18 protein-coding genes are annotated in these 22,561 nt (G+C 67.4%); 13 read left to right on the forward strand and 5 right to left on the reverse strand.

Translation table 11 applies throughout. The annotated features are described in order from the left end of the window. The first annotated feature begins 15 nt into the window (after nt 1-15). Nucleotides 16-1,011 (forward strand): SH3 domain-containing protein, encoded by a 996-nt coding sequence (locus LDL28_RS09105; protein WP_233058257.1) that lies wholly within the window; start codon nt 16-18, stop codon nt 1,009-1,011. Nucleotides 1,012-1,040: 29 nt separating this feature from the next. After that, a complete protein-coding gene (pyk, locus tag LDL28_RS09110; RefSeq protein WP_233058258.1) occupies nt 1,041-2,480 on the forward strand; it encodes a pyruvate kinase in 1,440 nt (479 codons plus the stop codon). 17 nt (nt 2,481-2,497) lie between these two features. On the opposite strand, the gene LDL28_RS09115 is transcribed toward pyk, so the two are convergent. Next, nucleotides 2,498-3,400, reverse strand: a complete 903-nt coding sequence (locus tag LDL28_RS09115) for a prephenate dehydrogenase/arogenate dehydrogenase family protein (protein WP_233059250.1) — start codon at nt 3,398-3,400, stop codon at nt 2,498-2,500. 43 nt (nt 3,401-3,443) lie between these two features. After that, on the reverse strand, nt 3,444-4,523 hold the full coding sequence (locus LDL28_RS09120; protein ID WP_233058259.1) for a lysylphosphatidylglycerol synthase domain-containing protein: 1,080 nt from the start codon (nt 4,521-4,523) through the stop codon (nt 3,444-3,446). A gap of 192 nt (nt 4,524-4,715) precedes the next feature. On the opposite strand from LDL28_RS09120, the gene hpnA reads away from it, so the two are divergent. From hpnA to LDL28_RS09165, 9 genes are all read left to right on the forward strand, one after another. Further along, entirely contained in the window at nt 4,716-5,711 is a 996-nt protein-coding gene (gene hpnA / locus LDL28_RS09125; protein ID WP_116702173.1) for a hopanoid-associated sugar epimerase, read from the forward strand. Nucleotides 5,712-5,722: 11 nt separating this feature from the next. Further along, a complete protein-coding gene (locus tag LDL28_RS09130; protein ID WP_233058260.1) occupies nt 5,723-6,973 on the forward strand; it encodes a glycosyltransferase in 1,251 nt (416 codons plus the stop codon). Next, a complete protein-coding gene (gene hpnC, locus LDL28_RS09135) occupies nt 6,970-7,833 on the forward strand; it encodes a squalene synthase HpnC (protein WP_233058261.1) in 864 nt (287 codons plus the stop codon). Before LDL28_RS09130 ends, hpnC begins: the two co-directional genes overlap by 4 nt. 105 nt (nt 7,834-7,938) lie before the next feature. Continuing rightward, nucleotides 7,939-8,820: a presqualene diphosphate synthase HpnD gene (hpnD, locus tag LDL28_RS09140; RefSeq protein ID WP_233058262.1), complete on the forward strand. Its 882-nt coding sequence runs from the start codon at nt 7,939-7,941 to the stop codon at nt 8,818-8,820. Between the two features lie 4 nt (nt 8,821-8,824). Further along, complete coding sequence (gene hpnE, locus LDL28_RS09145; RefSeq protein ID WP_233058263.1) at nt 8,825-10,138, forward strand: hydroxysqualene dehydroxylase HpnE; 1,314 nt, start codon at nt 8,825-8,827, stop codon at nt 10,136-10,138. Between the two features lie 52 nt (nt 10,139-10,190). Further along, nucleotides 10,191-12,194 (forward strand): squalene--hopene cyclase, encoded by a 2,004-nt coding sequence (shc, locus tag LDL28_RS09150; RefSeq protein ID WP_233058264.1) that lies wholly within the window; start codon nt 10,191-10,193, stop codon nt 12,192-12,194. Nucleotides 12,195-12,213: 19 nt separating this feature from the next. Next, complete coding sequence (locus tag LDL28_RS09155) at nt 12,214-12,894, forward strand: hypothetical protein (RefSeq protein ID WP_233058265.1); 681 nt, start codon at nt 12,214-12,216, stop codon at nt 12,892-12,894. 220 nt (nt 12,895-13,114) lie between these two features. Further along, the gene (locus LDL28_RS09160) at nt 13,115-14,341 is read left to right on the forward strand and encodes an acetate/propionate family kinase (RefSeq protein ID WP_233058266.1); all 1,227 of its coding nucleotides are present in this window, start codon (nt 13,115-13,117) and stop codon (nt 14,339-14,341) included. 42 nt (nt 14,342-14,383) lie between these two features. After that, nucleotides 14,384-16,753: a phosphoketolase gene (locus tag LDL28_RS09165; protein ID WP_233058267.1), complete on the forward strand. Its 2,370-nt coding sequence runs from the start codon at nt 14,384-14,386 to the stop codon at nt 16,751-16,753. Between the two features lie 83 nt (nt 16,754-16,836). Here the strand turns inward: LDL28_RS09165 and LDL28_RS09170 are convergent, their stop codons facing one another. Continuing rightward, the gene (locus LDL28_RS09170; protein ID WP_233059321.1) at nt 16,837-18,303 is read right to left on the reverse strand and encodes a L,D-transpeptidase; all 1,467 of its coding nucleotides are present in this window, start codon (nt 18,301-18,303) and stop codon (nt 16,837-16,839) included. 163 nt (nt 18,304-18,466) lie between these two features. Between LDL28_RS09170 and rfbB the strand changes: the two genes are divergently transcribed. Then, entirely contained in the window at nt 18,467-19,522 is a 1,056-nt protein-coding gene (gene rfbB / locus LDL28_RS09175) for a dTDP-glucose 4,6-dehydratase (RefSeq protein ID WP_233058268.1), read from the forward strand. Nucleotides 19,523-19,526: 4 nt separating this feature from the next. Beyond that, the gene (gene rfbA / locus LDL28_RS09180; RefSeq protein ID WP_233058269.1) at nt 19,527-20,426 is read left to right on the forward strand and encodes a glucose-1-phosphate thymidylyltransferase RfbA; all 900 of its coding nucleotides are present in this window, start codon (nt 19,527-19,529) and stop codon (nt 20,424-20,426) included. 9 nt (nt 20,427-20,435) lie between these two features. On the opposite strand, the gene LDL28_RS09185 is transcribed toward rfbA, so the two are convergent. Beyond that, nucleotides 20,436-21,662, reverse strand: coding sequence for a multidrug effflux MFS transporter (locus LDL28_RS09185; protein ID WP_233058270.1), 1,227 nt, complete (start codon nt 21,660-21,662; stop codon nt 20,436-20,438). 143 nt (nt 21,663-21,805) lie between these two features. After that, nucleotides 21,806-22,468, reverse strand: coding sequence for a guanylate kinase (gmk, locus tag LDL28_RS09190; RefSeq protein WP_233058271.1), 663 nt, complete (start codon nt 22,466-22,468; stop codon nt 21,806-21,808). Between the last annotated feature and the right edge of the window lie 93 nt (nt 22,469-22,561).

Below are 22,561 nucleotides of genomic sequence, written 5' to 3' on the forward strand. Positions count from 1 at the left end.
GGATTGAAGAACACGATGGCGCGGTGCGTGCGGCATGAATTCCTTGCGCGAGTGGCCGGAGCGCCCTCTCGCGCCATGATGCGGTTGCGGTGGGGCAATCTGGCGGGCGGCGTGGGCCTGCTGGCCCTGGGCTGGGGCCACATGGCCTGCGCGGCGGCACCAGCGGCCCCGGTGGCGACGGCGCACCACCACCATGCCGCCCATGCCCCGCAGGGCGCGACCAGCAGCCTTGGCCATGCCCATGTGCATACGGTCCACACCCATGCGGGCAAGGAAAAGGCCGGCCACCATGCCGCCCGCCACCACCATGCCGCCGCCGTCGCCACCGGGGCGGCAGCGGTCGGGGCGGGGGCGGTCGCTGCCACCGGCGGCACCCCGCCCCCCCCCGCACCGGGCACGACTCCGCCCGCCGAAACCGCGCCGCCTCCCCCGCCGGTGGACAACAGCAAGGGCAGCGTGACCGGGCTGCCCCTGCCCCGCTTCGCCGCCTTCCGCGCGGATGAGGTCAACCTGCGCACGGGACCGGGCCAGCGTTACCCGATCGACTGGGTCTATCACCGCCGTGGCCTGCCCGTGAAAATCGAACGGGAATTCGATGTCTGGCGTCTGGTCGAGGACGCGGACGGACAGAAGGGCTGGGTCCAGCAGGCAACCCTGGTGGGAACCCGCACGTTTGTCATACCGGGTCTCCCGCCACAGGGCGACGCCCGGCAGGCAGGCCAGCCCGACGCCGGGACAACCGACGTGATCGGCCGGGCCGATACCCGGCTGGTCGGGCATGTGGCGGACGCGACGCAGGCGGCGGACATCCGGGGGGCAGTCATGCTGCGCGCGGACGCCAGCACCACGTCCGCCATCGTGGCCGTGCTGCGTCCGGGCGTGGTCGGCACCCTGCGCCAGTGCCAAGCGGGAAGCCTGTGGTGCAAGGTCTCGGTCAAGCAGTATGGTGGCTGGCTGGAACGCAGCGCAATATGGGGATTATTACCGCAGGAGGTCGTCTCGCCCTCCTGAGGACGATTACGGACAGGTAGGAGAAAATGATGCCGGAAACACCTTATCGCGCCATACGCCGGACCAAGATCGTATCAACACTGGGGCCGGCCACATCAGACCATGCGAGCATACGCGCGCTGGCGGTGGCGGGGGTGGATGTATTCAGGCTCAATTTCTCCCACGGCACGCATGAGAACCACGCCGCCCGCCATGGCGTGATCCGCGACGTGGAGGCCGAACTGGGCCGCCCCATCGGCATACTGGCCGATGTGCAGGGCCCCAAGCTGCGTGTCGGCAATTTCGTCAACGGCCGCGTGCAACTGACCGCGGGCGCCCGCTTCCGGCTCGATCTCGACCCGACTCCGGGCAACGAGACCCGGGTGTGCCTGCCGCACCCCGAAATTCTGGCCGCTGCGGGCAAGGGAAGTTCCCTGCTGCTCGATGACGGGCGGCTGGCGCTGCAGGTATGTGAGCGCGGCGATGATTTCCTGCTGACCGAGGTCACGCTTGGTGGCGCGCTGTCCGACCACAAGGGCGTCAACGTGCCCGACGTGGTCCTGCCCATCCCGGCCCTGACGGACAAGGACCGGGCGGACATGGCCTTCGCGCTGGAACTCGGCATCGAATATGTCGGCCTGTCCTTCGTCCAGCGCCCCGATGACGTGCGTGAGGCCCGCGCGCTGGCCGATGGCCGCGCATGGATCATGACCAAGCTGGAAAAACCGCAGGCCATGGACAATCTGGAAGAGATTGTCGCCCTGTCGGACGCGGTCATGGTGGCGCGCGGCGATCTGGGCGTGGAACTGCCGCCCGAACACGTCCCGCTGGCCCAGAAGCGCATTATCCGCGTGGCCCGGCAGATGGGGCGGCCCGTTGTCGTGGCGACCCAGATGCTGGAAAGCATGATCCATGCCCCCACCCCCACCCGCGCGGAAGCGTCGGACGTGGCGACGGCGGTGTTCGACGGCGCGGACGCCGTGATGCTCTCGGCCGAGACGGCGGTCGGGTCCTACCCGCGTGAGGCGGTGGCCATGATGGACCGGATCGTACGCCGGGTGGAGGGGGACGAAAGCTGGCACCGCCACATGGAAAGCTCCGGCCCCGCGCCCGAACATGACGTGACCGGGGCCATCGCCGCCGCCACGGGACAGATCGCCGCCACGGTGGACGCCGCCGCCATCGCGGCCTTCACCCTGTCGGGGCGGACCGCGCTCCGGATCGCGCGTGAACGCCCGGCCTGCGCCATCCTCGGTCTCACACCCACCGATGACATCGCCCGCAGGCTGGCCGTGGCCTGGGGGGTGCAGGCCATATCCGTCGGGCAGGAAGCGCCGGTCCATACGATCGAAAGCGTGGTGGACCAGGCCCTGTCCGTTACGCGGATGGATGGTTATGGCACGGTGGGCGACAGGGTGGTGATCGTCGCGGGCCTGCCGTTCGGTGTGGCGGGCAGCACCAACACGCTGCGTGTCGCCATCATCAAATGACCCCCGGGAAATGACCCTCAGGCCTGCCGGTTCTCGATCAGGCTGCGCCGGATGGCGCGGCCACGCTTGATCCGGCCCACGATCACGTCCTCGTCGCCCGTGCGGATGGCGTTGCCCATGGCCTGCGCATCCGCGATGAAGCGGTCGAGCATCTCCAGCAGCGCCTCACGGTTATTGAGGAAGATGTCGCGCCACATCGTCGGATCCGAAGCCGCGATGCGCGTGAAATCCCGGAAGCCCGACGCCGCGAAATCCAGCACCTCCGAACGGGTTTCATCCGCCAGGTCATCCGCCGTGCCGCAGATGGTGAAGGCCAGCAGGTGCGGCAGGTGGCTGACAATGGCGCATACCCGGTCATGATGCTCGACCGTCATGGAGCGCACGCGCGCGCCCATCATCTCCCACAGGGTCGTGATGCGGGCGATCGCGGGGGGGGGCGTGTTTTCCGGCGGGGTCAGCAGGCACCACCGATCCTCGAACAGGGTGGCGAAACCGGCGTCCGGGCCTGAAAACTCCGTGCCCGCCATGGGGTGCGCGGGCACGAAGGCGATATCGGGGTGCGCGGCCAGAAGCGGTTCCATGGCGTCCATGACCGTTTTCTTGACCGACCCGACCTCGCTCAGGATCGCGCCCGGCTTCATGGCGGGCAGCACCTGGGCCGCCACCAGCGCGATCGCCCCCACCGGCACGCAGATGATGACGCACTCAGCCCCCCGCACCGCCCTGACCGGATCGGCTTCGACCGTGTCGGCAATATCCAGTTCGGCCACCCGCGCGCGGACCTCGGGGCTTATGTCGCACGCGACCAGATGGCGGGCGATGCGCCGGTCATCACGCGCGCGGCGCAGGATGGAGGAGCCGATCAGGCCCGGCCCGATAATGACCAGCGTATCGAACAGGGGGGGGGTGACGTCCGGCATGGTGGGGTCTGTCTGGCTCAAGGTTCGCACACAGCACGCGGGATCAGTCCCGCGCGGCCTCCGTCTGTTCGCGCAGGGAACCCGACGCGGGCAGCGGGGCCGCCGCGTCATCGGCCATGGGGCTGGCTGATTTGTGGCGCAGGCCGCGCATTTCCATTCCCTGCCATATCAGCAGCATGGGAATGCCGATGACCAGTTCACGCCCGCGCCGCAGCAGCGACAGCCCCAGCGAGACCGAGGGTGCGATGCCAAAGGCCGAGCCAAGCGTGATATAGGCCGCTTCCTGCACCCCCAGCCCGGCGGGCACCAGAAACGAGACGGACATGATGCCGCAGGCCACGCCCTCGATCGCGATGGCGCCGCTGAAGCTCAGATGCGCGCCCAGGAAATAATAGGCGATCCAGATCGTGGCCGCGCTGCCCAGCCAGCCCACGTAATGCAGGAGCGCGCCCTGCACGATACGGCCGGGGCGCGACCAGATGGCGTTGAAACGGTCCTGGATGCTGTCCGCGCTGTTCAGCATCGCATCCTGCCACTGCGCGGCCATGTTGCTGCCCAGCTTGTTGCCCACGCGCTTGAGCAGGTCGCCCCCGTGGCGCTGGGTCCAGATGAAACCGCCGATGCCCAGGCTCAGCAGCACAAGGCCGATGATGACCGGCCGCGCGAACGGGCTGGACTGCTGGTGGGCCACAAGGCACAGCACCGCGGTCAGGATGAACAGGATCTGCCCCATCACCTCGGTGGTGATGTCCACCAGGTTGGCGCAGGCGGCTTCCCCCCCGCTGACATGATGCCCCTTGCCGCGCGCGAACAGGTCGCTCGAGCAGGTGGCCCGGATCCCCACCACCATGCCGCCAAGCTGCGAGAAGGGCAGGCATGCGGCCGCCGCATCGCGGATCATGCGCGAAACCAGCAGTTGCACGAACGGAATGTCCCGGTAAGCCGCGTGCCACGCAAGACCCAGTATTGCGTCAACTGCAAGCTGCGCCATGACGGTCGCCATGAACCCGACGAACCCGATGGAGACGACGGCCCTGATCACGGACCCGGCCCCGTACCACGCGGTGCAGCCAGTCAGCAGGGCCAGGCCAAGGATGGCCAGCAGGATGGTGAGCTTTCTCAAAAAAGATCCGTCTTGGTCTGTGGGCGTCGGAACACCGGGTGAAATCGGACCACAGTGGTCAACTGGGCCTGACTTACACTACAGCAGGGTCTGGCGCCACCGGGAGGTGTCGGGATAAATGGAACCTTCTCCGGTTGCGAGTCCGTATCGCAATCGTGAATTCTGTCCTCTGACGGAGTGATCATTCAGACCATGACTGCCCCAACCCTTGTGACCGGCGCGACCGGTTTTGTCGGCTCGGCCGTTGCCCGCAACCTGGTGGAACGTGGGCACACGCTCCGGCTCATGGTGCGCAAGGGGAGCGACCTGACCAATCTGCGCGATCTCCCCGCCGAACTGGTGGAGGGGGATCTCTCCACCCCCGGCAGCTTCGACGCGGCGGTGAAGGGCTGCCGCTACGTCTTCCATGTCGCGGCGGATTACCGGCTGTGGGTGCCCGACCCGGTCCCGATGATGGTGGCCAACGTGGAGGGCACGCGCGCGCTCATGCTCGCGGCGCAGAAGGCGGGGGTGGAGCGGATCGTGTACTGTTCCTCCGTCGCGGCGCTGGGGCTGATCGGGGACGGCACGATTTCGGATGAGGAAACGCCGGTGCACGAACATGGCGTGATCGGCATCTACAAACGCTCCAAGTACCGCGCGGAGCAGGAAGTCCTGCGCCTGGTGCATGAACGCGCCCTGCCCGCCGTGATCGTGAACCCCTCCACCCCCGTCGGCCCGCGCGACATCAAGCCCACGCCCACCGGGCAGATGATCCTGGACTGCGCGGCGGGGCGCATGCCGGCCTATGTCGATACCGGCGTGAACATCGTGCATGTGGATGACGTGGCCGAAGGCCATGCGCTGGCGCTGGAGCGCGGGCGCATCGGGGAAAAATACATTCTGGGCGGCCAGAACTACCTGCTGCGCGACCTGTTCGCCATGACGGCCGAACTGGCCGGTGTCGCGCCGCCGCGCATAAGCCTGCCGCAGGCGGTGATCTGGCCGGTGGCGGTGGCGAGCGAATGGCTGTCCCGCGCTTTTGGCATCGCGCCGCGCGTCACGCGTGAGATGCTGGCCATGTCGCACAAGAAAATGTTCTTTTCATCGGACAAGGCGATCCGGGAACTGGGCTACGCCCCCCGCCCCGCGCGTGAGGCGGTGAAGGACGCCATAGACTGGTTCCGCCAGCACGGCATGCTGGACTGAGGTTTCCGGTCATGCTCGTGCTCCCCCTTTCCATCCTGACCCTTGTCATCTGGCTGGGGCTGATCTTCTGCCATGGCCGCTTCTGGCAGGCGGGGCCCATCCTGCGCCCGGTGCGCGGCGCGCAGCTTGCCGCCGCCGGGAACCGCCCCGAAATGTGCCTGCCCGAGGTGTGCGTGGTGGTGCCCGCGCGTGATGAGGCGGCCTCCATCGCGCGGTGTGTCGGTTCCCTGCTGGCCCAGGATTACCCCGGTGAGCTGCATGTCATCGTGGTCGATGACAACAGCACCGACGGCACCGGCAGGCTGGCGCGCTCCGTGCCGGATCCGCGCAGGCGGCTGACGGTGGTGACGGGCAAGTCCCGCCCGCCGGGATGGAGCGGCAAGCTGTGGGCGGTGTCGCAGGGGGTGGCGCGGGCGCGTGAACTCATGCCCGATTCCAGCGGCTTCGTGCTGCTGACCGATGCCGACATCACCCACGACCCGCGCCATGTCTCGACACTGGTGGCCAAGGCGGAGGCCGACCATCTCGACCAGGTGTCCGAAATGGTGGAGCTGAACTGCGCCAGCCCCGCCGAGCGCATGCTGGTCCCGGCTTTCGTGTTCTTCTTCACGCTGCTCTATCCCTTCGCCAGCGTGAACAATCCGCGCAGCCGGGTCGCGGGGGCGGCGGGCGGCACGGTGCTGGTGCGCTGGGCCGCGCTCGCGCGCATCGGCGGGATCGAGAGCCTGCGCGGCGCGCTGATCGATGACTGCACGCTGGCGGCCCATATCAAGCACAGCGGCGGCGCGATCTATCTGGGCCATAGCTGCCTGGCCCGCTCGATCCGCCCCTATCCCGACCCGGCGGATATCTGGCGCATGGTGGCGCGCACGGCCTATGTGCAGCTCGACTATTCGCCGATGATGCTGGTGGGCACCATCATCGGCATGATCCTGCTGTGGATCGTTCCCATGCAGCTTGCCCTGTTCGGCCACGGGCTGCCCTGCCTGCTGGGGGCGGGCGCGTGGATCATGTCCATGGCGTCGTACACCCCCACGCTGCGCCGCTTCAGACAGTCACCCGCATGGGCGATGTTGCTGCCGGCCATCGCCGGGTTCTATATGCTGGCGACAATCGGTTCGGCGGTGGACCACCACCGGGGCCGGGGCGTGGTGTGGAAAAGCCGCGCCTATACCGAGCCTGACGGCGCGATCTCGACCTCCATGCGGGGCGAGGGCAACGCCACCGTAATGAACCGCACCATGGGAGACGACGTAGGGTGAACACTGATGAGCGGGCCGTGTGGGGAAACGCGGATGTCTCGTCCGGCAAGGACGCCGGCGATGAGAATTTTCCGGTAGGCTCCCTGCTGATCAGCCGCAGGCTGCGTCCGCACGTACATGCCTATTACGATTTCGCGCGCGTGATCGATGATATCGTCGATACCGACCGCCTGGACCCGCAGGCCAAGATCGCGCGCCTCAACGCCATGGAAGACGTGGTGCTGGGCCGCCGCGACGCCCCCCCACGGCGCGACGCGCAGACGGCAGTGCGCGTGGGCCGCACGCTGGCGCAGACCGGCGTTTCCACCTCCACCGCCACGGACCTGATCGTGGCGTTCCGGCAGGACGCGGTGAAGAACCGGTATGATTCGTGGGAGGAGCTGGCCGAATACTGCCGCTATTCCGCCAACCCCGTGGGGCGGTTCCTGCTGGAGCTGCATGGCGAGGATCCGCGCACCTTCGGCCCGTCCGATGCGCTGTGCACCGCGTTGCAGGTCCTGAACCACCTGCAGGACTGCGCCGATGACCTGCGCAATCTCGACCGCTGCTACCTGCCGCGCCCGTGGCTGGAGCGTGAGGGCGTGCGGGTGGACGACCTGCGCGGGGCCGCCACCGTGCCGGGCCTGCGCCGGGTGTTCGACGCGCTGCTCGACCAGGTGGACAGGCTCAACCGGGAGGCCGCCCGCCTGCCCGGCCTGATCCGCGACCGGCGCATGCGCATGGAGGCGGCGGTGATCGTCGGGCTTTCGCGCAGGCTGGCGGCCCGGCTGCGCGTGCAGGATCCGCTGGCGCAGCGCGTCAAGCTGTCCCGCCCCGATGTGCTGCGCGCCCTTGCCGGTGCGCTGCGCACGCTGCTCTAGGGCCGGGCTCCGGGACCGGGCTCTGGCGCCGGATTTTGTCCTTGGCCGTGATTGCCGCTAAGAACAGGCGGACTGTAATTCGTAAAGTGAACGGAACACGCGGGAATGGGTTTTTTGCGCGCGCGGCATGATGAGGCCCCGGTACTGGGCTGCGATCCCGCCGATCTGGCGGCGGTCGAACGGGTGGTGGTGCGTTCGGGCACCTCCTTTGGCAAGGGCATGCGCATCCTGCCGCCCGAGCGGCGGTATGGCATGTACGCGGTCTATGCCTTCTGCCGCCTGGTCGATGACGTGGCCGATGACGCGGGCGAGGCGGACGACAAATGCCGCAGGCTGGAGGAATGGCGCGCGCGCATCGCCCGGCTTTACGCCGGTGAGGCGCGTGACGGCATCGACCGCGTGCTGATGGCCACCATCCGCCGCTTCGACCTGCGGCGCGAGGATTTCGCCGCCGTGATCGACGGGATGGAAATGGACGCGCGCGGCCCCGTCGTCGCGCCGGACGAGGCGACGTTCGACCTGTACTGCGACCGCGTGGCCTCAGCGGTGGGGCGTCTGTCCGTGCGGGTGTTCGGTGATTCGTCGGCCGATGCGGACCAGGTCGCCTACCATCTGGGCCGTGCGTTGCAGATCACCAACATCCTGCGCGACGTGGCGGAGGACGCGCGGCTTGGCCGCCTGTACCTGCCGCGCGAACTGCTGGCGCGTTTTGACATCCCGCCCGAGCCCGATGCCGTGGTGCGCGCGCCCGGGCTGGAGCAGGTGGGGCGCATCCTTGCCGGTCGCGCGCATGACCATTTCCGCGCCGCCGCCGCCGCCATGGCCCGGTGCGACCGCACGGCCATGCGCCCGGCGCGCCTCATGGGGGCTACCTACGCCGCCATCCTCGGCGCGCAGGAACGCCAGGGATGGGGAACACCGGAACGGCGCGTCTCGCTTTCGCGCCCGCGCAAGGTGCTGATCGCCCTGCGCGCGCTGGTGGGCTGAAGGCATGTCCGGGCATGTCCATATCGTGGGGGGCGGGCTGGCGGGACTTTCCGCCGCCGTGGAGCTGGCTGGCGGCTCCGAGCGTGTCACGGTCTATGAGGCCGGGCCGGCCTGTGGCGGGCGGGCGCGTTCGTATCTCGACCGGCATCTGGGCTGCCGCATCGACAATGGCAACCACCTGCTGCTGTCGGGCAACCCGGCGGTGTACCGCTATCTGGGCCTGATCGGCGCGCGCGATACGCTGGTCGGGCCCAGCCGCCCGGTCTTCCCGTTCGTGGATCTGGCCGAGCGGCTGCGCTGGACGCTGGACCTGTCGCGCGGGCGGGTGCCGCTGTGGGTGCTCTCGCGCCGCAGGCGCGTGCCCGGCATGCGGCTGGGGGAACTGCGCGGGCTGCTCGCACTCATGGACGCGACACCGGACATGGTGGTGGCGGACTGCCTGCAACCCGGCACCCTCGCGCGCCGGCTGCTCGAACCCTTCGCCATTTCCGTACTCAACACCATGCCCGATACCGGCAGCGCCGCCCTGCTGGGCGCGGTGGTGAAGGAAAGCCTGGCGCGCGGTGGCCGCAACTGCCTGCCGCGCTTTCCCGCCCGCGGCCTGTCCGAAAGTTTCGTGGACCCGGCCCTCGATCACCTGTCGGTGCTGAAGGCGGAGGTCCTGCATACAAGCCGGGTCAGCGCCGTGGAAATGGATGATGGCCTCGTCACGGCCCTGCGGCTGGGCGCGGCACGCATTGCCATCGGCCCGCGCGATACGGTCATCATGGCCGTCCCGGCCCCGGTCGCGGCCAGCCTGCTGGCGGCGGAGCTGCCCGGTTTCAGCGCGCCCGATGCGTTCGAATCCATCCTGAACGTGCATTTCGTGCTGCCGGAGGCCCCGCGCCTGACGGGCGGGCTGGCGCAGGCGCGCTTTATCGGCGTGGTGGGCGGCGTGAGCGAGTGGGTGTTCGTCAAGGACCGGATCCTGTCGGTCACGGTCAGCGCCGCCAACCGCTACGACACGCGCGATCAGGATGAACTGGCCGCCATCATCTGGAACGAGGTGCGCGCCGCGATCGACCCCGCCGCCACGGCCCCGCTGCCCGTGGCCATGCCGCCGCTGCGCATCGTGCGTGAAAAGCGCGCGACCTTCGCCGCAACGCCTGCGCAGGACCGCCTGCGCCCCGCCACGCGGACCATGGCGGCCAACCTGCTGCTGGCGGGAGACTGGACGGCAACGGGATTGCCCGCCACAATCGAGGGCGCGATCCGGTCAGGCCATGCTGCGGCGCAGGCCGTCCATGCCCGCAGGGGCCTGCCGGGCCGACCGGAATGAAAACGATATACGGATTTGCAACAGGCCCCCGTCACGCGACGGGGAACGTGGAATGATGGCGAACACAATCGATACACTCACCGCTACCCGCAACACCACAGGCCCGGCGGACGCCGCCGCGCCGGTGGACACGGCCAGCCTGGAGCGGGCCGTCACCCGCGCCCACGCCGCGCTGGGCAGGCGACAGGCCGATGACGGCCACTGGGTCTTCGACCTCGAGGCCGATGCGACCATCCCGGCCGAATACGTGCTGCTGGAACATTACCTGGACCGGATCGACCCGGCGCTGGAACAGCGTATCGGCGTCTATCTGCGCCGTATCCAGGGCACGCATGGCGGATGGCCGCTCTATCAGGATGGCAAGTTCGACCTGTCGGCATCGGTCAAGGCGTATTTCGCCCTCAAGGCCATCGGGGACAGCGTGAACGCCCCGCACATGATCCGCGCCCGCCAGGCGATACTGGACCATGGCGGCGCCGAGCGGACGAATGTGTTCACCCGCCTCCAGCTTGCCCTGTTTGGCGAGGTGCCGTGGGAAGCCGCGCCCGCCATGCCGGTCGAGATCATGCTGCTGCCGCGCACGGCCCTGTTCTCGGTCTGGAACATGTCCTACTGGTCGCGCACGGTCATCGCCCCGCTGCTGGTGCTGGCCGCGCTGCGCCCGCGCGCCATCAACCCGCGCGAGGTACATGTACAGGAACTGTTCGTCACCCCGCCGGCAAAGGTGCGCGACTGGATTCGCGGGCCGTACCGCTCGGTATGGGGGCGTGTGTTCAAATATGTGGATACGGTGCTGCGCCCCATCGAGCGCATGATCCCCGAAAAAACCCGCCGCAGGGCCATCCGGGCGGCGGTGGACTTCATCGAGCCGCGCCTGAACGGCCTGGACGGGCTGGGCGCCATCTACCCGGCCATGGCCAATACGGTCATGATGTTCCGCGCCCTGAACGTGCCCGATACCGACCCGCGCGCGAAAACCGCGTGGGAAGCCGTGCAGCGCCTGCTGGTCAATCAGGGCGAGGAGACCTACTGCCAGCCCTGCGTCTCCCCCATCTGGGATACGGGACTGGCCGGTCACGCCATGATCGAGGCCGCCTCCGGCCCCACGGGAATCGCCCCCGAAGAGACGAAAAAGAAACTGGAAGCGGCGGGAAAATGGCTGCGTGAGCGCCAGATCCTGGATGTGAAGGGCGACTGGGCCATCAACCGCCCGGGCCTGCGCCCCGGTGGCTGGGCCTTCCAGTACGCCAATGACTATTACCCCGATGTGGATGACACCGCTGTCGTGGGCATGCTGCTGCACCGCGAAGGGGATCCCGCCAACGCGGAAGCCATTGAACGCGCGCGGGAATGGATCATCGGCATGCAGAGCACGAATGGCGGCTGGGGCGCGTTCGATGTCGATAACAACCTCGACCTGCTCAACCACATTCCCTTTGCCGACCATGGCGCGCTGCTCGACCCGCCCACGGCGGACGTGACGGCACGGTGCATCTCCTTCCTGGCGCAGCTTGGCCATGTCGAGGACCAGCCCGTCATCGAGCGCGGCATCGCCTATCTCCGCGCGGATCAGGAGGAAGACGGTTCATGGTTCGGGCGCTGGGGCACCAATTACATCTATGGCACATGGTCGGTGCTGTGCGCGCTGAACGCGGCCGGCGTGGCCCATGACGACCCCATGATCATCCGCGCCGCCGACTGGCTGCGCAGCCACCAGCGCGAAGATGGCGGCTGGGGCGAGGACTGCGCCAGCTATGAAGGCGCCGCCCACGGCACCTACAAGGAAAGCCTGCCGTCACAGACCGCATGGGCGGTACTGGGCATGATGGCCGCCGGCCTGCGCGACGACCCCGCCGTCGCCCGTGGCATCACCTATCTGGGCCGCACGCAGGGCGAGGATGGCGAATGGGCGGAAGAGCCGTACAACGCCGTCGGGTTCCCCAAGGTGTTCTACCTGCGCTACCACGGCTACCGCCAGTTCTTCCCGCTCATGGCCCTGTCGCGCTACCGCAACATGCAGGTCAGCAACAGCGGCCGCGTGGGCTACGGGTTCTGAGGGCGGGGGAGCGCTGAACATGTCCGATACGGTATCCGCCCCCCCGTTTTCCCGGCTCGGGATTGTGGTGGGGATGGAGGCGGAAGCCTCGCTGATCCGCCCGTTCCTGCCGCATGCCCGCATCGGTCTGAGCGGGGCGACCCTGTCGGGCGCGCGGCAGGCGGTGCTTGACCTGCTGGAAGGCGGCGTGGACGCCCTGCTGTCCTTTGGTCTGGCGGCGGGGCTCGATCCGGCGCTGCCCCCCGGCACGGTGGTCATTCCCCGGCATGTGATGGTGAATGGCGAACGTCTGCCCGCCACGCCGCCCCTGCTGGCATGGCTGGGCGCGGAGCGGGCCGATGTGACCGGCGGCGACCTGCTGCATAGCGATGTGATCGTGACCGCCGCCCGGCGCAAGACGGAGTTGTTCAGCCAGACGGGCTGCGTGGCGCTGGATATGGAAAGCGGGGTGGTGGCGGAAATGGCCAGCATGCGCAAGGTGCCCTTCGCCGCGCTGCGCGTCATATGCGACCCGGCGGACCGCACCCTGCCGCCCGCCGCCGTCGTGGCGCTGCGGCCCGATGGCAGCCTTGCGGTGGGCGCCCTGATCCGCAGCATCCTGTGCGACCCGTTGCAGATTCCCGCCCTGATCCGCGTCGGCCGCGATGCGGGGCAGGCGCGTGCCGCCGCGCGGACCGTGCTGGCGCACCGTTTTTCCTGATGACGGCCCCCGCCCGGCCGGGGCCTGACACGCGGATGTGATGGGCGGCCTCCCGCCCGCCCCGGCGGGAAACCGGGCGGGGACGGATGTGCTATGCGGGACGCTGCTCCTTACCAGGGATCCTTGACGCCCCGCGCAATGCGGGCAATTGATTCGCATCAATGTCAGTCACGCCGGATGGGCGTGACATTGGCTGGCTGAAAGATCAGGAGAGACAGGCATGACACGCGCTGTGCTGGCACTGAACGCAGGATCGTCCAGCCTCAAGTTCGCCCTGTTTTCCATCGAAAAGGGAGAAGGCGCCACCTCCCCCAGCCACCGCATCGCATCGGGTGAGCTGGAGGGTATCGGCACGCACCCCCATTTCATCGCGCATGACGCCAATGGCCATGTGCTGGTGGATGAACGATGGGATCCCGCCCCCCCTGATGCCGCAGGCAAGGCCAGTGCGGATACCGCCCATCACGGCCCCATGGCGACCCTTATGGAATGGGTGGGCAGGCAGCTTGGGGATGTGGACCTGATGGCGGTGGGCCATCGGGTGGTGCATGGCGGGGCGGAGTTCATCGCCCCCGTCCGCATCACGCCCGACGTGCTGACCCGCCTTACGGCCCTGACGCCCTTCGCGCCGCTGCACCAGCCCGGCAGCCTGGCCCCGATCCGGGCGCTGCTGGCGCAGTATCCCGCCCTGCCGCAGGTCGCGTGTTTCGATACGGGATTCCACCATACCCTGCCCCCCGTGGCGCAGGCGCAGGCCCTGCCGCGCGACTATGCCGCGCGCGGGGTGCGCCGGTACGGGTTCCACGGCCTGTCGTATGAATATATCGCCGCCGCCCTGCGCACATGCGCGCCACGGCTGGCGCAGGGGCGCACCATTGTCGCGCATATCGGCAGCGGCGGCAGCCTGTGCGCCATGCTGGGCGGGCGCAGCATTGACACGACCATGGGCTTTTCGGTGCTGGACGGGCTGGTCATGGGCACGCGCTGCGGCCACCTGGACCCGGGCGTGATCCTTTACATGCTCAAGGAAGAAGGGCTGGGCGCGGCCGAGATCGAGAACATCCTCTATCACCGCGCCGGCCTGCTGGGCGTGTCGGGCATGTCGGCCGATATGCGCGACCTGCACGCCAAGGCCGGAACCAGCCCGGAGGTGACGCAGGCGCTGGACCTGTTCGTCTACCGTTTCACCCAGCAGGCCGGCGCCATGATGGCGGCGCTGGAGGGGCTGGACGGGCTGGTGTTCACCGCCGGCATCGGGGAAAATGACGCCATCATCCGCGCCGCGATCTGCGCGCGGCTGGGATGGACGGGGATCCGCCTCGATGCGCAGGCCAACGCCACGCATCAAGGCATCATCAGCGCGCCCGACAGTGCTGTCGAGGTGCGGGTCATCCCCACCGATGAGGAAACAACAATTCGTCGGCATGTGCTGATGTGTCTGACCTGAACACAGGCCGGATTGGGATGGAATATCTCGGAAGGAACGGAAATGAGTGAAACTGCATCCGCAACACCGCTGTCAGCAGCGGATGTCGCGCTGTTCAACAAGTGGTGGCATGCAGCAAACTATCTGTCGATCGCCCAGATCTATCTGCTGGCGAACCCGCTTCTGCGGGAACCGCTCAAGCTGGAACACACCAAGCCGCGCCTGCTGGGCCACTGGGGCACCACGCCGGGGCTGAACTTCCTGTACCTGCACCTCAACCGCATCATCCGCGAGCAGGACCGCAATGTCCTGTTCATCGCGGGGCCGGGCCATGGCGCGCCGGGCGTGGTCGCCAGCACCTATCTGGAAGGGACGTACACCGAGTATTTCCCCTCCGTCACGCAGGATGCGGACGGGCTGGCGAAGCTGGTCAAGCAGTTCTCCTTTCCCGGTGGCATTCCCAGCCACGCGGCCCCGACCACGCCCGGCTCCATCCATGAAGGCGGCGAACTGGGCTACTCCCTGTCCCACGCCTATGGCGCGGTGTTCGACAATCCCGACCTGGTCGTGGCCTGCGTCGTCGGTGATGGCGAGGCCGAAACCGGCCCGATGGCCACATCGTGGCACAGCAACAAGTTCCTTGACCCCAAAACCGATGGCGCGGTGCTGCCGATCCTGCACCTGAACGGCTACAAGATCGCCAACCCCACGGTTCTGGCCCGCATCTCGCCCGAGGAACTGCTGAACCTGTTCCGTGGCTATGGCTACGACCCCATCGTGGTGGAAGGTGACGACCCGGACACCATGCACCAGAAAATGGCCGTGGCGATGGATACAGCCTTCGCCATGATCACGGACATCCAGAAAGCCGCGCGCGAGAAGGACCAGACCGCCCGCCCGCTGTGGCCCATGATCATCATGCGCACGCCCAAGGGCTGGACCTGCCCCAAGACGGTGGACGGCCTGCGGACGGAAGGCTACTGGCGCGCCCACCAGGTGCCCATTACCGACATGACCAAGCCGGGGCACCTGGAACTGCTCGATAAGTGGCTGCACAGCTACAAGCCCGAGGAACTGTTCGACGAAAACGGCACCCTGCTGCCCGAAATCGCCGCCCTGGCCCCCAAGGGCGATCGCCGCATGAGCGCCAACCCCCACGCCAATGGCGGGCTGCTGCGCCGTGACCTGCGCCTGCCGGACATAACGGAATATGCCGTGACCGTGTCCACGCCGGGGCATGAAACGGGTGAAAGCACGCGCGTGCTGGGTGCATGGCTGCGCGACGTGATGAAGGAAAACCTGCCCGCGGGCAATTTCCGCGTGCTGGCGCCCGATGAAAACAATTCCAACCGCCTGAACGCCGTACTGGATGTGACCAACCGGGCGTGGAACGCCACCACCTATGATTATGACGACCACCTGCGGGTGGACGGCCATGTCATGGAAATCCTGAGCGAGCATACCTGCCAGGGCTGGCTGGAAGGCTACCTGCTGACCGGGCGGCACGGCTTCCTGTCATGCTATGAGGCGTTCATCCACATTGTGGATTCGATGGTCAACCAGCACGCCAAATGGATAAAGCAGGCCGATGAGGTGCCATGGCGCGCGCCGATCGCGTCGCTGAACTACCTGCTGACGTCGCATGTCTGGCGGCAGGACCATAACGGGTTCAGCCATCAGGATCCCGGCTTCATCGACCATGTGCTGAACAAGAAGGCCAAGACGGTGCGGGTATTCCTGCCGCCCGACGCCAATACCCTGCTGTGCGTGGCCAAGACCTGCCTTGAAAGCCGTGACCGTGTGAACGTGATCGTGGCGGGCAAGCAGCCCGAACCGCAATGGCTGGATATGGACGCGGCCATCGCGCATTGCGCCAAGGGCATCGGCATGTGGGAATGGGCCAGCAATGACAAGGGGGGCGAACCCGATGTGGTCATGGCCTGCGCGGGTGACGTGCCGACCATGGAAACGCTGGCGGCGGTCCAGATCCTCAACCGTCACCTGCCGGACCTGAAGATCCGCGTGATCAACGTGGTGGACCTGCTGACGCTTGAATCCAAATCCCAGCATCCCGATGGTCTGGATGATTCCGTGTTCGACAGCCTGTTCACCACGGACAAGCCCGTCATCTTCGCGTTCCATGGCTATCCGGCGCTGATCCACAAGCTGGTTTACAAGCGGGCCAACAGCCGCAACTTCCATGTGCATGGCTACCGGGAGGAAGGCTCCACCACCACGCCGTTCGACATGACGGTGCGCAACAACCTGGACCGCTTCCATCTGGTGCAGAACGTGATCCGCCACGTGCCCGGCCTTGCGGCCAAGGCGGCCTATGCCAACGAGGCCATCAGCGACAAGCTGATCGAGCACAAGCGCTATGTGGCCGAACATGGCGAGGATCTGCCCGAGATCCGCAACTGGCGCTGGTCGTAAGCCCTCCGGCCCCATCGGACAGTGCGGAAAAAGGGAGCAGCAATGCTCCCTTTTTTCATGGCCGCATGAATCGCGGGCAGGGCCTATGGCTGGCCCTGTTCGGGCGGGGTGAGCGGCTGCGGCACCGGAGCCCGCGCCGCCATGTCGGATGAGCGGGGCGGTGGCATTGGCCGGATGGAGATGACCCGCCGCCGCGACGCAGGTGGCGGCATGGCGGACGCTGGAGACCGGGACGGAGCAGGTGGCGGCGTGACGGGCGGCGCGGGCTCGGGCGCGACGATGGGAGACGTGGCGGACGGCACGGGCAGGTCTGGCGCTGGCGGCGGCATAACGGGCGGTGCGGGCTCGGACGCGACGGTAGGAGAGGCGACGGATGGCGCGGACGGAGCTGGCGCTGGCGGCGGCATGACGGGCGGTGCGGGCTCGGGCGCGACGGTGGGAGACGTGACGGACGACGCGGACGGGGCTGGCGCTGGCGGCGGCATGACGGGCAGAGCGGACTGGGGTGCGACGGTGGGAGACGTGACGGACGGCGTGGGCAGGTCTGGCACTGGCGGCGGCATAACGGACGGGGCTGGCGTGGGCGTGGGCGTGGGCGTGGGCGTGGGCGTGGGCGTGGGCGTGGGCGTGGGCGTGGGCGTGGGCGTGGGCGTGGGCGTGGGCGATGATGGCGGTGGTGGCGTGGACGCCGCAAGGTACTGGGCGAAACTGTCCTGTATTTTCCGCGCCTTTTCCGGGTCGGACGCGACGGCCTGCGGGTCGGACGAATCCACTACGACCACCCGGTCCCCTTCCAGCGGGCTGGGAACATGCCCTGCTCCCAGCAGGGCCCGCACGGCGCGTGCGTTCGGGGCGTCGTTGCGCGCCATGAGGTCGAGCCGACGATCCAGCAGGCCATGGCGGTCAATAAAGCTGTTCACACGCGCGGGTATGCGAATGCACCCCTCGGAATCCGCCTGTCCCAGCCGGGATTCGAGAAAGGTGGGGTCGGTCGCATGCATCTCCAGGCGCACCACCGCCAGCGCGCCCCTGCGGTGCCAGTCCTCCGTCGTCTGCCAGCCGAAATCCCATACCCGCATGCCCTTGTCGCCATTGCCGCGGATGCCGTGTTCATTTTTGGTGCCAAGCGCGCGGTAGCCGTAAATCTGCCCGTCATTGAAAAATATGCCCACCGGCGTGCGGAAATGTTCCTTGCGGCCCGGCCGCCCCGTACTGACCGCCACCATGCCCAGCGGGACCAGCGCATGCGCGGCCGGGTCGGCCAGCACAAACCACAGGCGCTGGACGGCGGGCGCGCGATCGACAACCAGAATGATTTCCGTATTCGCGGGCCAGTCGCCAGCCTGATCGAGCATGTCCATGCCCAGCGCCATGGCGCGCTGGGTCTGGCGCGGTGACAGGCGTGTCCGCTGGGGGCCGAGTTCGCGCTGGATGTCCTGCTGTAGCATGATCGCGGCATCGGGCAGCGGCGCGGCCAATGCGGCCTCGGCCTGACATGTCATGGGCAGGGCCGTCAGGATCAGCATTATCCAGCGCATCGGAAGCATCATGCGGGCAGCCCTGGTCGCGAAGGTATGGCGATCTTGTCATTCAGCCCGAACGGGCTGGATGGAAACCATCGCATGCAATCATGAAACGGGAAATACCTGACGAGTATTGGCAGGATATTAACATTTCACCTGTCTGTTAGCATTTTTGGTGTGATGGATTGCCATGCGCGTTTTAGTAACCGGAGGGTGCGGCTTTATCGGGTCGGCCGTGGTGCGCCACCTGATCAGGGACACTGACCACGATGTCCTCAATATCGACAATCTGACCTATGCCGCCAGCCCGGACGCGGTGGCGGAGGTGGCGGCGGACGGCCGCTACGCCTTCAGGCGCTGCGATATCCGCGATACGGCGGCGATACGGGATGTTTTTGCATCCTTCCGCCCCGATGCGGTCATGCACCTGGCCGCCGAAAGCCATGTGGACCGCTCCATCGACGATGCGGGTGTGTTCATGCGCACCAACATCATGGGCACCTTTTCCATGCTGGAGGCGGCGCGGGCCTACTGGCAGGGCCTGCCGCCCGCGCGGCAGGTGGCTTTCCGCTTCCACCACGTCTCGACCGATGAAGTATTCGGCATGCTGGACCCGCATGATCCCCCCTTTACCGAAGCCACGCCCTACAACCCCAGCAGCCCCTATTCCGCCAGCAAGGCGGCATCGGACCATCTGGTGCGCGCCTGGCATCATACCTATGGCCTGCCGGCTTTCATCACCAACACCACCAATAATTACGGTATCTGGCATTTTCCCGAAAAACTTGTGCCGCTCACCATCATCAACGCCCTGGAGGGCAGGACGTTGCCGGTCTATGGCGCGGGCGAGAACATACGCGACTGGCTGTTTGTCACCGACCATGCGGAAGCACTGGTCCGCGCGATGGAACATGGCCGCGCGGGCGAAACCTACGCCATCGGCGCGCGCCAGCCCCGCACCAACCTTGAGGTGGTCCACGCCATCTGCGCCGTCATCGACCGGCTGCGCCCCGATCCCGCCGGGCCCCATGCCCGCCTGATCCGCCATGTGCCCGACAGGCCGGGCCATGATTTCCGCTATGAAATCGACCCCGCGCATGCGGAACAGGCGCTGGGCTGGAAAGCACGGCATGATTTTGAAAGCGGGCTGAACCTGACCGTGCGCTGGTATATCGACCACGCCCCCTGGTGGCGGGCCATCCGCGCCAGATGCCATGACGGCCAGCGCATGGGGCGGGTGGCCTGACAACATGACCCATCACAGCGACGCACGGCTTCCCGCCACCCGGGGCATCCTGCTGGCGGGTGGTTCGGGCACACGGCTGCACCCGATGACACTGGCGATGAGCAAGCAGATGCTGCCCGTGTATGACAAACCCATGATCTATTACCCGCTCTGCACGCTGATGATGGCGGGGATCCGCGATATCATGATCATCTCCACACCGCAGGACCTGCCGCAGTTCCAGCGCCTGCTGGGCGATGGGGCGCAGCTTGGCGTGCGCTTCGCCTACCGCGTCCAGCCCACGCCCGATGGAATCGCGCAGGCGTTCCTTATCGCGGGGGACTGGCTGGCGGGCGCGCCCTGCGCGCTGATACTGGGAGATAACCTGATTTTTGCCGACCACCTGCCCGCCATGCTGCGCGCGGCGGCGCGGCGCGCGCACGGCGCCACGGTTTTCGCCTATCAGGTGCGTGACCCCGAACGCTATGGGGTCGTGACCTTCGCGGCCGACGGCACGGCGCTGGACATTGTGGAAAAACCCGAGCGCGCCCCCTCGAACTGGGCCGTGACCGGGCTTTATTTCTATGACGGGCGGGTCGGGGAACTGGCCGCCAGCCTGCGCCCCTCCGCCCGGGGGGAGCTGGAAATCACCGATCTCAACCGCCTTTATCTGGCGGAAAACGCCCTGTATGTCGAACGTCTCGGCCGGGGGTGCGCGTGGCTGGACGCGGGCATGCCGGACAGCCTCATGCTGGCGGGTTCATTCGTGCAGACCGTGCAGTCGCGTCAGGGCATGCTGGTCGGATCACCGGAGGAAGCGGCCTTTCTCATGGGCTATATCGACGCGGGGCAGTTGCGCGCGCTGGCCGGTCGCATGGGGCGGACCGAACTGGGCCGGACCCTGCTGGGCATTGCGGGCGGATAGCGTCGGCGCCTATCCCCTCGCGCGCCGGTCGCATATGTGCCGCCAGATGTTGCATCCCCCCATGCACAGACAGCCCGCCGTCACCACCACGGCCAGCGGCGCCGGGCTGTGGAAGGGGACATGCCCAAGGATGAAGCCACTCCCCGCGGCGAGGGAGAACTGGATCGTCCCCATGAGCGCCGAGGCGCTGCCAAGCTGGTGCCCATGGTGGGTAAAGGCCATGACCGTGGCGTTCGGGCCGATGAAGCCGAGTGAGCCGGTAATGCCCGTAACCAGCGCGCAGACCAGTAACGGATGCGCCGGCCCCGCCACCCCGGCCAGCGACAGGCCAAGACAGGACAGGGCGACGATCAGGCTGCACGCGATCCCGCCATCCAGCAGGCGCGACAGATCCACCCGGTGCACCAGCAGGCCATTAAGCTGCGCGCAGGCAATGAACATCCCGGCGTTCAGGCCAAAGAACGCCCCGAACTGCCCCGGCGTGAAATGCAGCAGGTGCTCGAACACCACCGGGGCCGACGTAATATAGGCGAACATGACAAAGGAGGAAAAACTGTTGATCAGCGCGCTGGACATGAACACCGGCTCGCGCACCAGCCCGGCATAGCGGCCGATCATGCCCGGCATGGAAAACGCGATCCGCTTGCCCACCGGCATGGTGTCGGGCAGGCAGGCCAGCACCGCCACCAGCGCCAGCGCGCCGTACCCCACCCCCATACCGAAAATCCAGCGCCAGTGCCCGAAGGAAAGCACCAGACTCCCCAGCGAGGGCGCGAGGATGGGCATGACCCCAAACACCAGCATGAGCTGCGACATGATCCGCACGCAGGCGGCCCCGCTCGCCACATCGCGCACGATGGCGCGTGGAATCACCGCGCAGGCCGCCCCCCCCAGCGCCGCGATGAAGCGGCACAGGCAGAACAGGTCGAACCCGCGCACCACCGCGCACCCGACCGAACCGACGCAGAACAGGACCAGCCCGCCAGCCAGCGGCACCCGCCGCCCCAGCCGGTCGGACAGGGGGCCAAGGCTGAACTGCCCCACCGCAAGCCCGGCGAACCAGGCCGCCAGCGTAACCTGGCTGGCCCCGGCATGGCCGCCCGCCAGTTCCTGGTCCATGGCCGGAAAGGCGGGCAGGTACATATCCGTGGCGAGGGGACCGATGGCCGTAATCAGCCCCAGCAGGGCGATCATCCAGAACGGCATGGCGGAAGCTGATGGAAGGGGAACAGGCATGATGATCCGGACGGAGGTCAATAAAGGAAATCACGGGCGGGAGCATATCCGTGGATTTTACACGTCCTGTCCATGCGGCGGATCGCATGCGACACATGCCTGCCACGCCGCCCCGCGCGGCCCGGCGGCCCGGTCGGGCAGGATCAGAGCCCGAAACCCGCGACCAGCCCGGCCAGCCCTATCTGCCGGTGGCGCTCCAGCCGGGCCGCGACCAGCACGGCGCGGGCTTCGGTTATGGCCTGATCCAGTTCGGAATTGATAATGACGTGATCGAATTCGTTCCAGTGCGAAATCTCGTCGCGCGCGGCCTGCATGCGGCGCGCGATCTCATCGGCCTCATCGGACGCGCGACCGTTCAGGCGGCGCTCGAGTTCCGCGATGGAGGGCGGCAGCACGAATATGCTGGCCACATCATCGGGCAGGGCCGCGCGTATCTGCCGGTGGCCCTGCCAGTCTATGTCGAACACCATGTCATGCCCCTCCGCCAGGGCCTGTTCCACCGGCGCGCGCGGCGTGCCGTAACCCCGGCCGAACACGGTGGCCCATTCCAGCATCTCGCCCGCTTCCGCCATGCGCATGAATTCCTCCATGCTGCGGAAATGGTAATGGATGCCGTCACTTTCCCCCGGCCGGGGCTGGCGCGTGGTGACCGAGACGGAATGGAGCAGTTGCGGCTCGGACGCGCGCAGCGCATTGGCGATGGTGGACTTGCCCGCACCGGACGGGGCTGAAATAACCAGACATACTCCCCTGCGCTGGACCGGAACCCGTGAGGTTGCGCGAAGGGAGGGGGCAGGCTGGCTCATACGGCTCTCCATGGGTGGCGGCCGTGCTTTGGGTACGGGCCGGGTGCGGAAACGAAGTAGCGCAGTTCTAACAGGGTGTATGTATTCTGCGAA

This window comes from Komagataeibacter sp. FNDCR2 (genome assembly GCF_021295395.1).
Classification (GTDB): Bacteria; Pseudomonadota; Alphaproteobacteria; order Acetobacterales; family Acetobacteraceae; genus Komagataeibacter.

Coding starts and splice junctions, on each gene's coding strand:
- pyk (WP_233058258.1), top strand. CDS start 1,041: ATGCCGGAAACACCTTATCGCGCCATACGCCGGACCAAGATCGTATCA.
- LDL28_RS09115 (WP_233059250.1), bottom strand. CDS start 3,400: ATGCCGGACGTCACCCCCCCCCTGTTCGATACGCTGGTCATTATCGGG.
- LDL28_RS09160 (WP_233058266.1), top strand. CDS start 13,115: ATGACACGCGCTGTGCTGGCACTGAACGCAGGATCGTCCAGCCTCAAG.
- hpnE (WP_233058263.1), top strand. CDS start 8,825: ATGTCCGGGCATGTCCATATCGTGGGGGGCGGGCTGGCGGGACTTTCC.
- LDL28_RS09130 (WP_233058260.1), top strand. CDS start 5,723: ATGCTCGTGCTCCCCCTTTCCATCCTGACCCTTGTCATCTGGCTGGGG.
- LDL28_RS09170 (WP_233059321.1), bottom strand. CDS start 18,303: ATGATGCTTCCGATGCGCTGGATAATGCTGATCCTGACGGCCCTGCCC.
- rfbB (WP_233058268.1), top strand. CDS start 18,467: ATGCGCGTTTTAGTAACCGGAGGGTGCGGCTTTATCGGGTCGGCCGTG.
- LDL28_RS09165 (WP_233058267.1), top strand. CDS start 14,384: ATGAGTGAAACTGCATCCGCAACACCGCTGTCAGCAGCGGATGTCGCG.
- hpnD (WP_233058262.1), top strand. CDS start 7,939: ATGGGTTTTTTGCGCGCGCGGCATGATGAGGCCCCGGTACTGGGCTGC.
- hpnA (WP_116702173.1), top strand. CDS start 4,716: ATGACTGCCCCAACCCTTGTGACCGGCGCGACCGGTTTTGTCGGCTCG.
- LDL28_RS09185 (WP_233058270.1), bottom strand. CDS start 21,662: ATGCCTGTTCCCCTTCCATCAGCTTCCGCCATGCCGTTCTGGATGATC.
- LDL28_RS09155 (WP_233058265.1), top strand. CDS start 12,214: ATGTCCGATACGGTATCCGCCCCCCCGTTTTCCCGGCTCGGGATTGTG.
- gmk (WP_233058271.1), bottom strand. CDS start 22,468: ATGAGCCAGCCTGCCCCCTCCCTTCGCGCAACCTCACGGGTTCCGGTC.
- LDL28_RS09105 (WP_233058257.1), top strand. CDS start 16: ATGGCGCGGTGCGTGCGGCATGAATTCCTTGCGCGAGTGGCCGGAGCG.
- shc (WP_233058264.1), top strand. CDS start 10,191: ATGATGGCGAACACAATCGATACACTCACCGCTACCCGCAACACCACA.
- rfbA (WP_233058269.1), top strand. CDS start 19,527: ATGACCCATCACAGCGACGCACGGCTTCCCGCCACCCGGGGCATCCTG.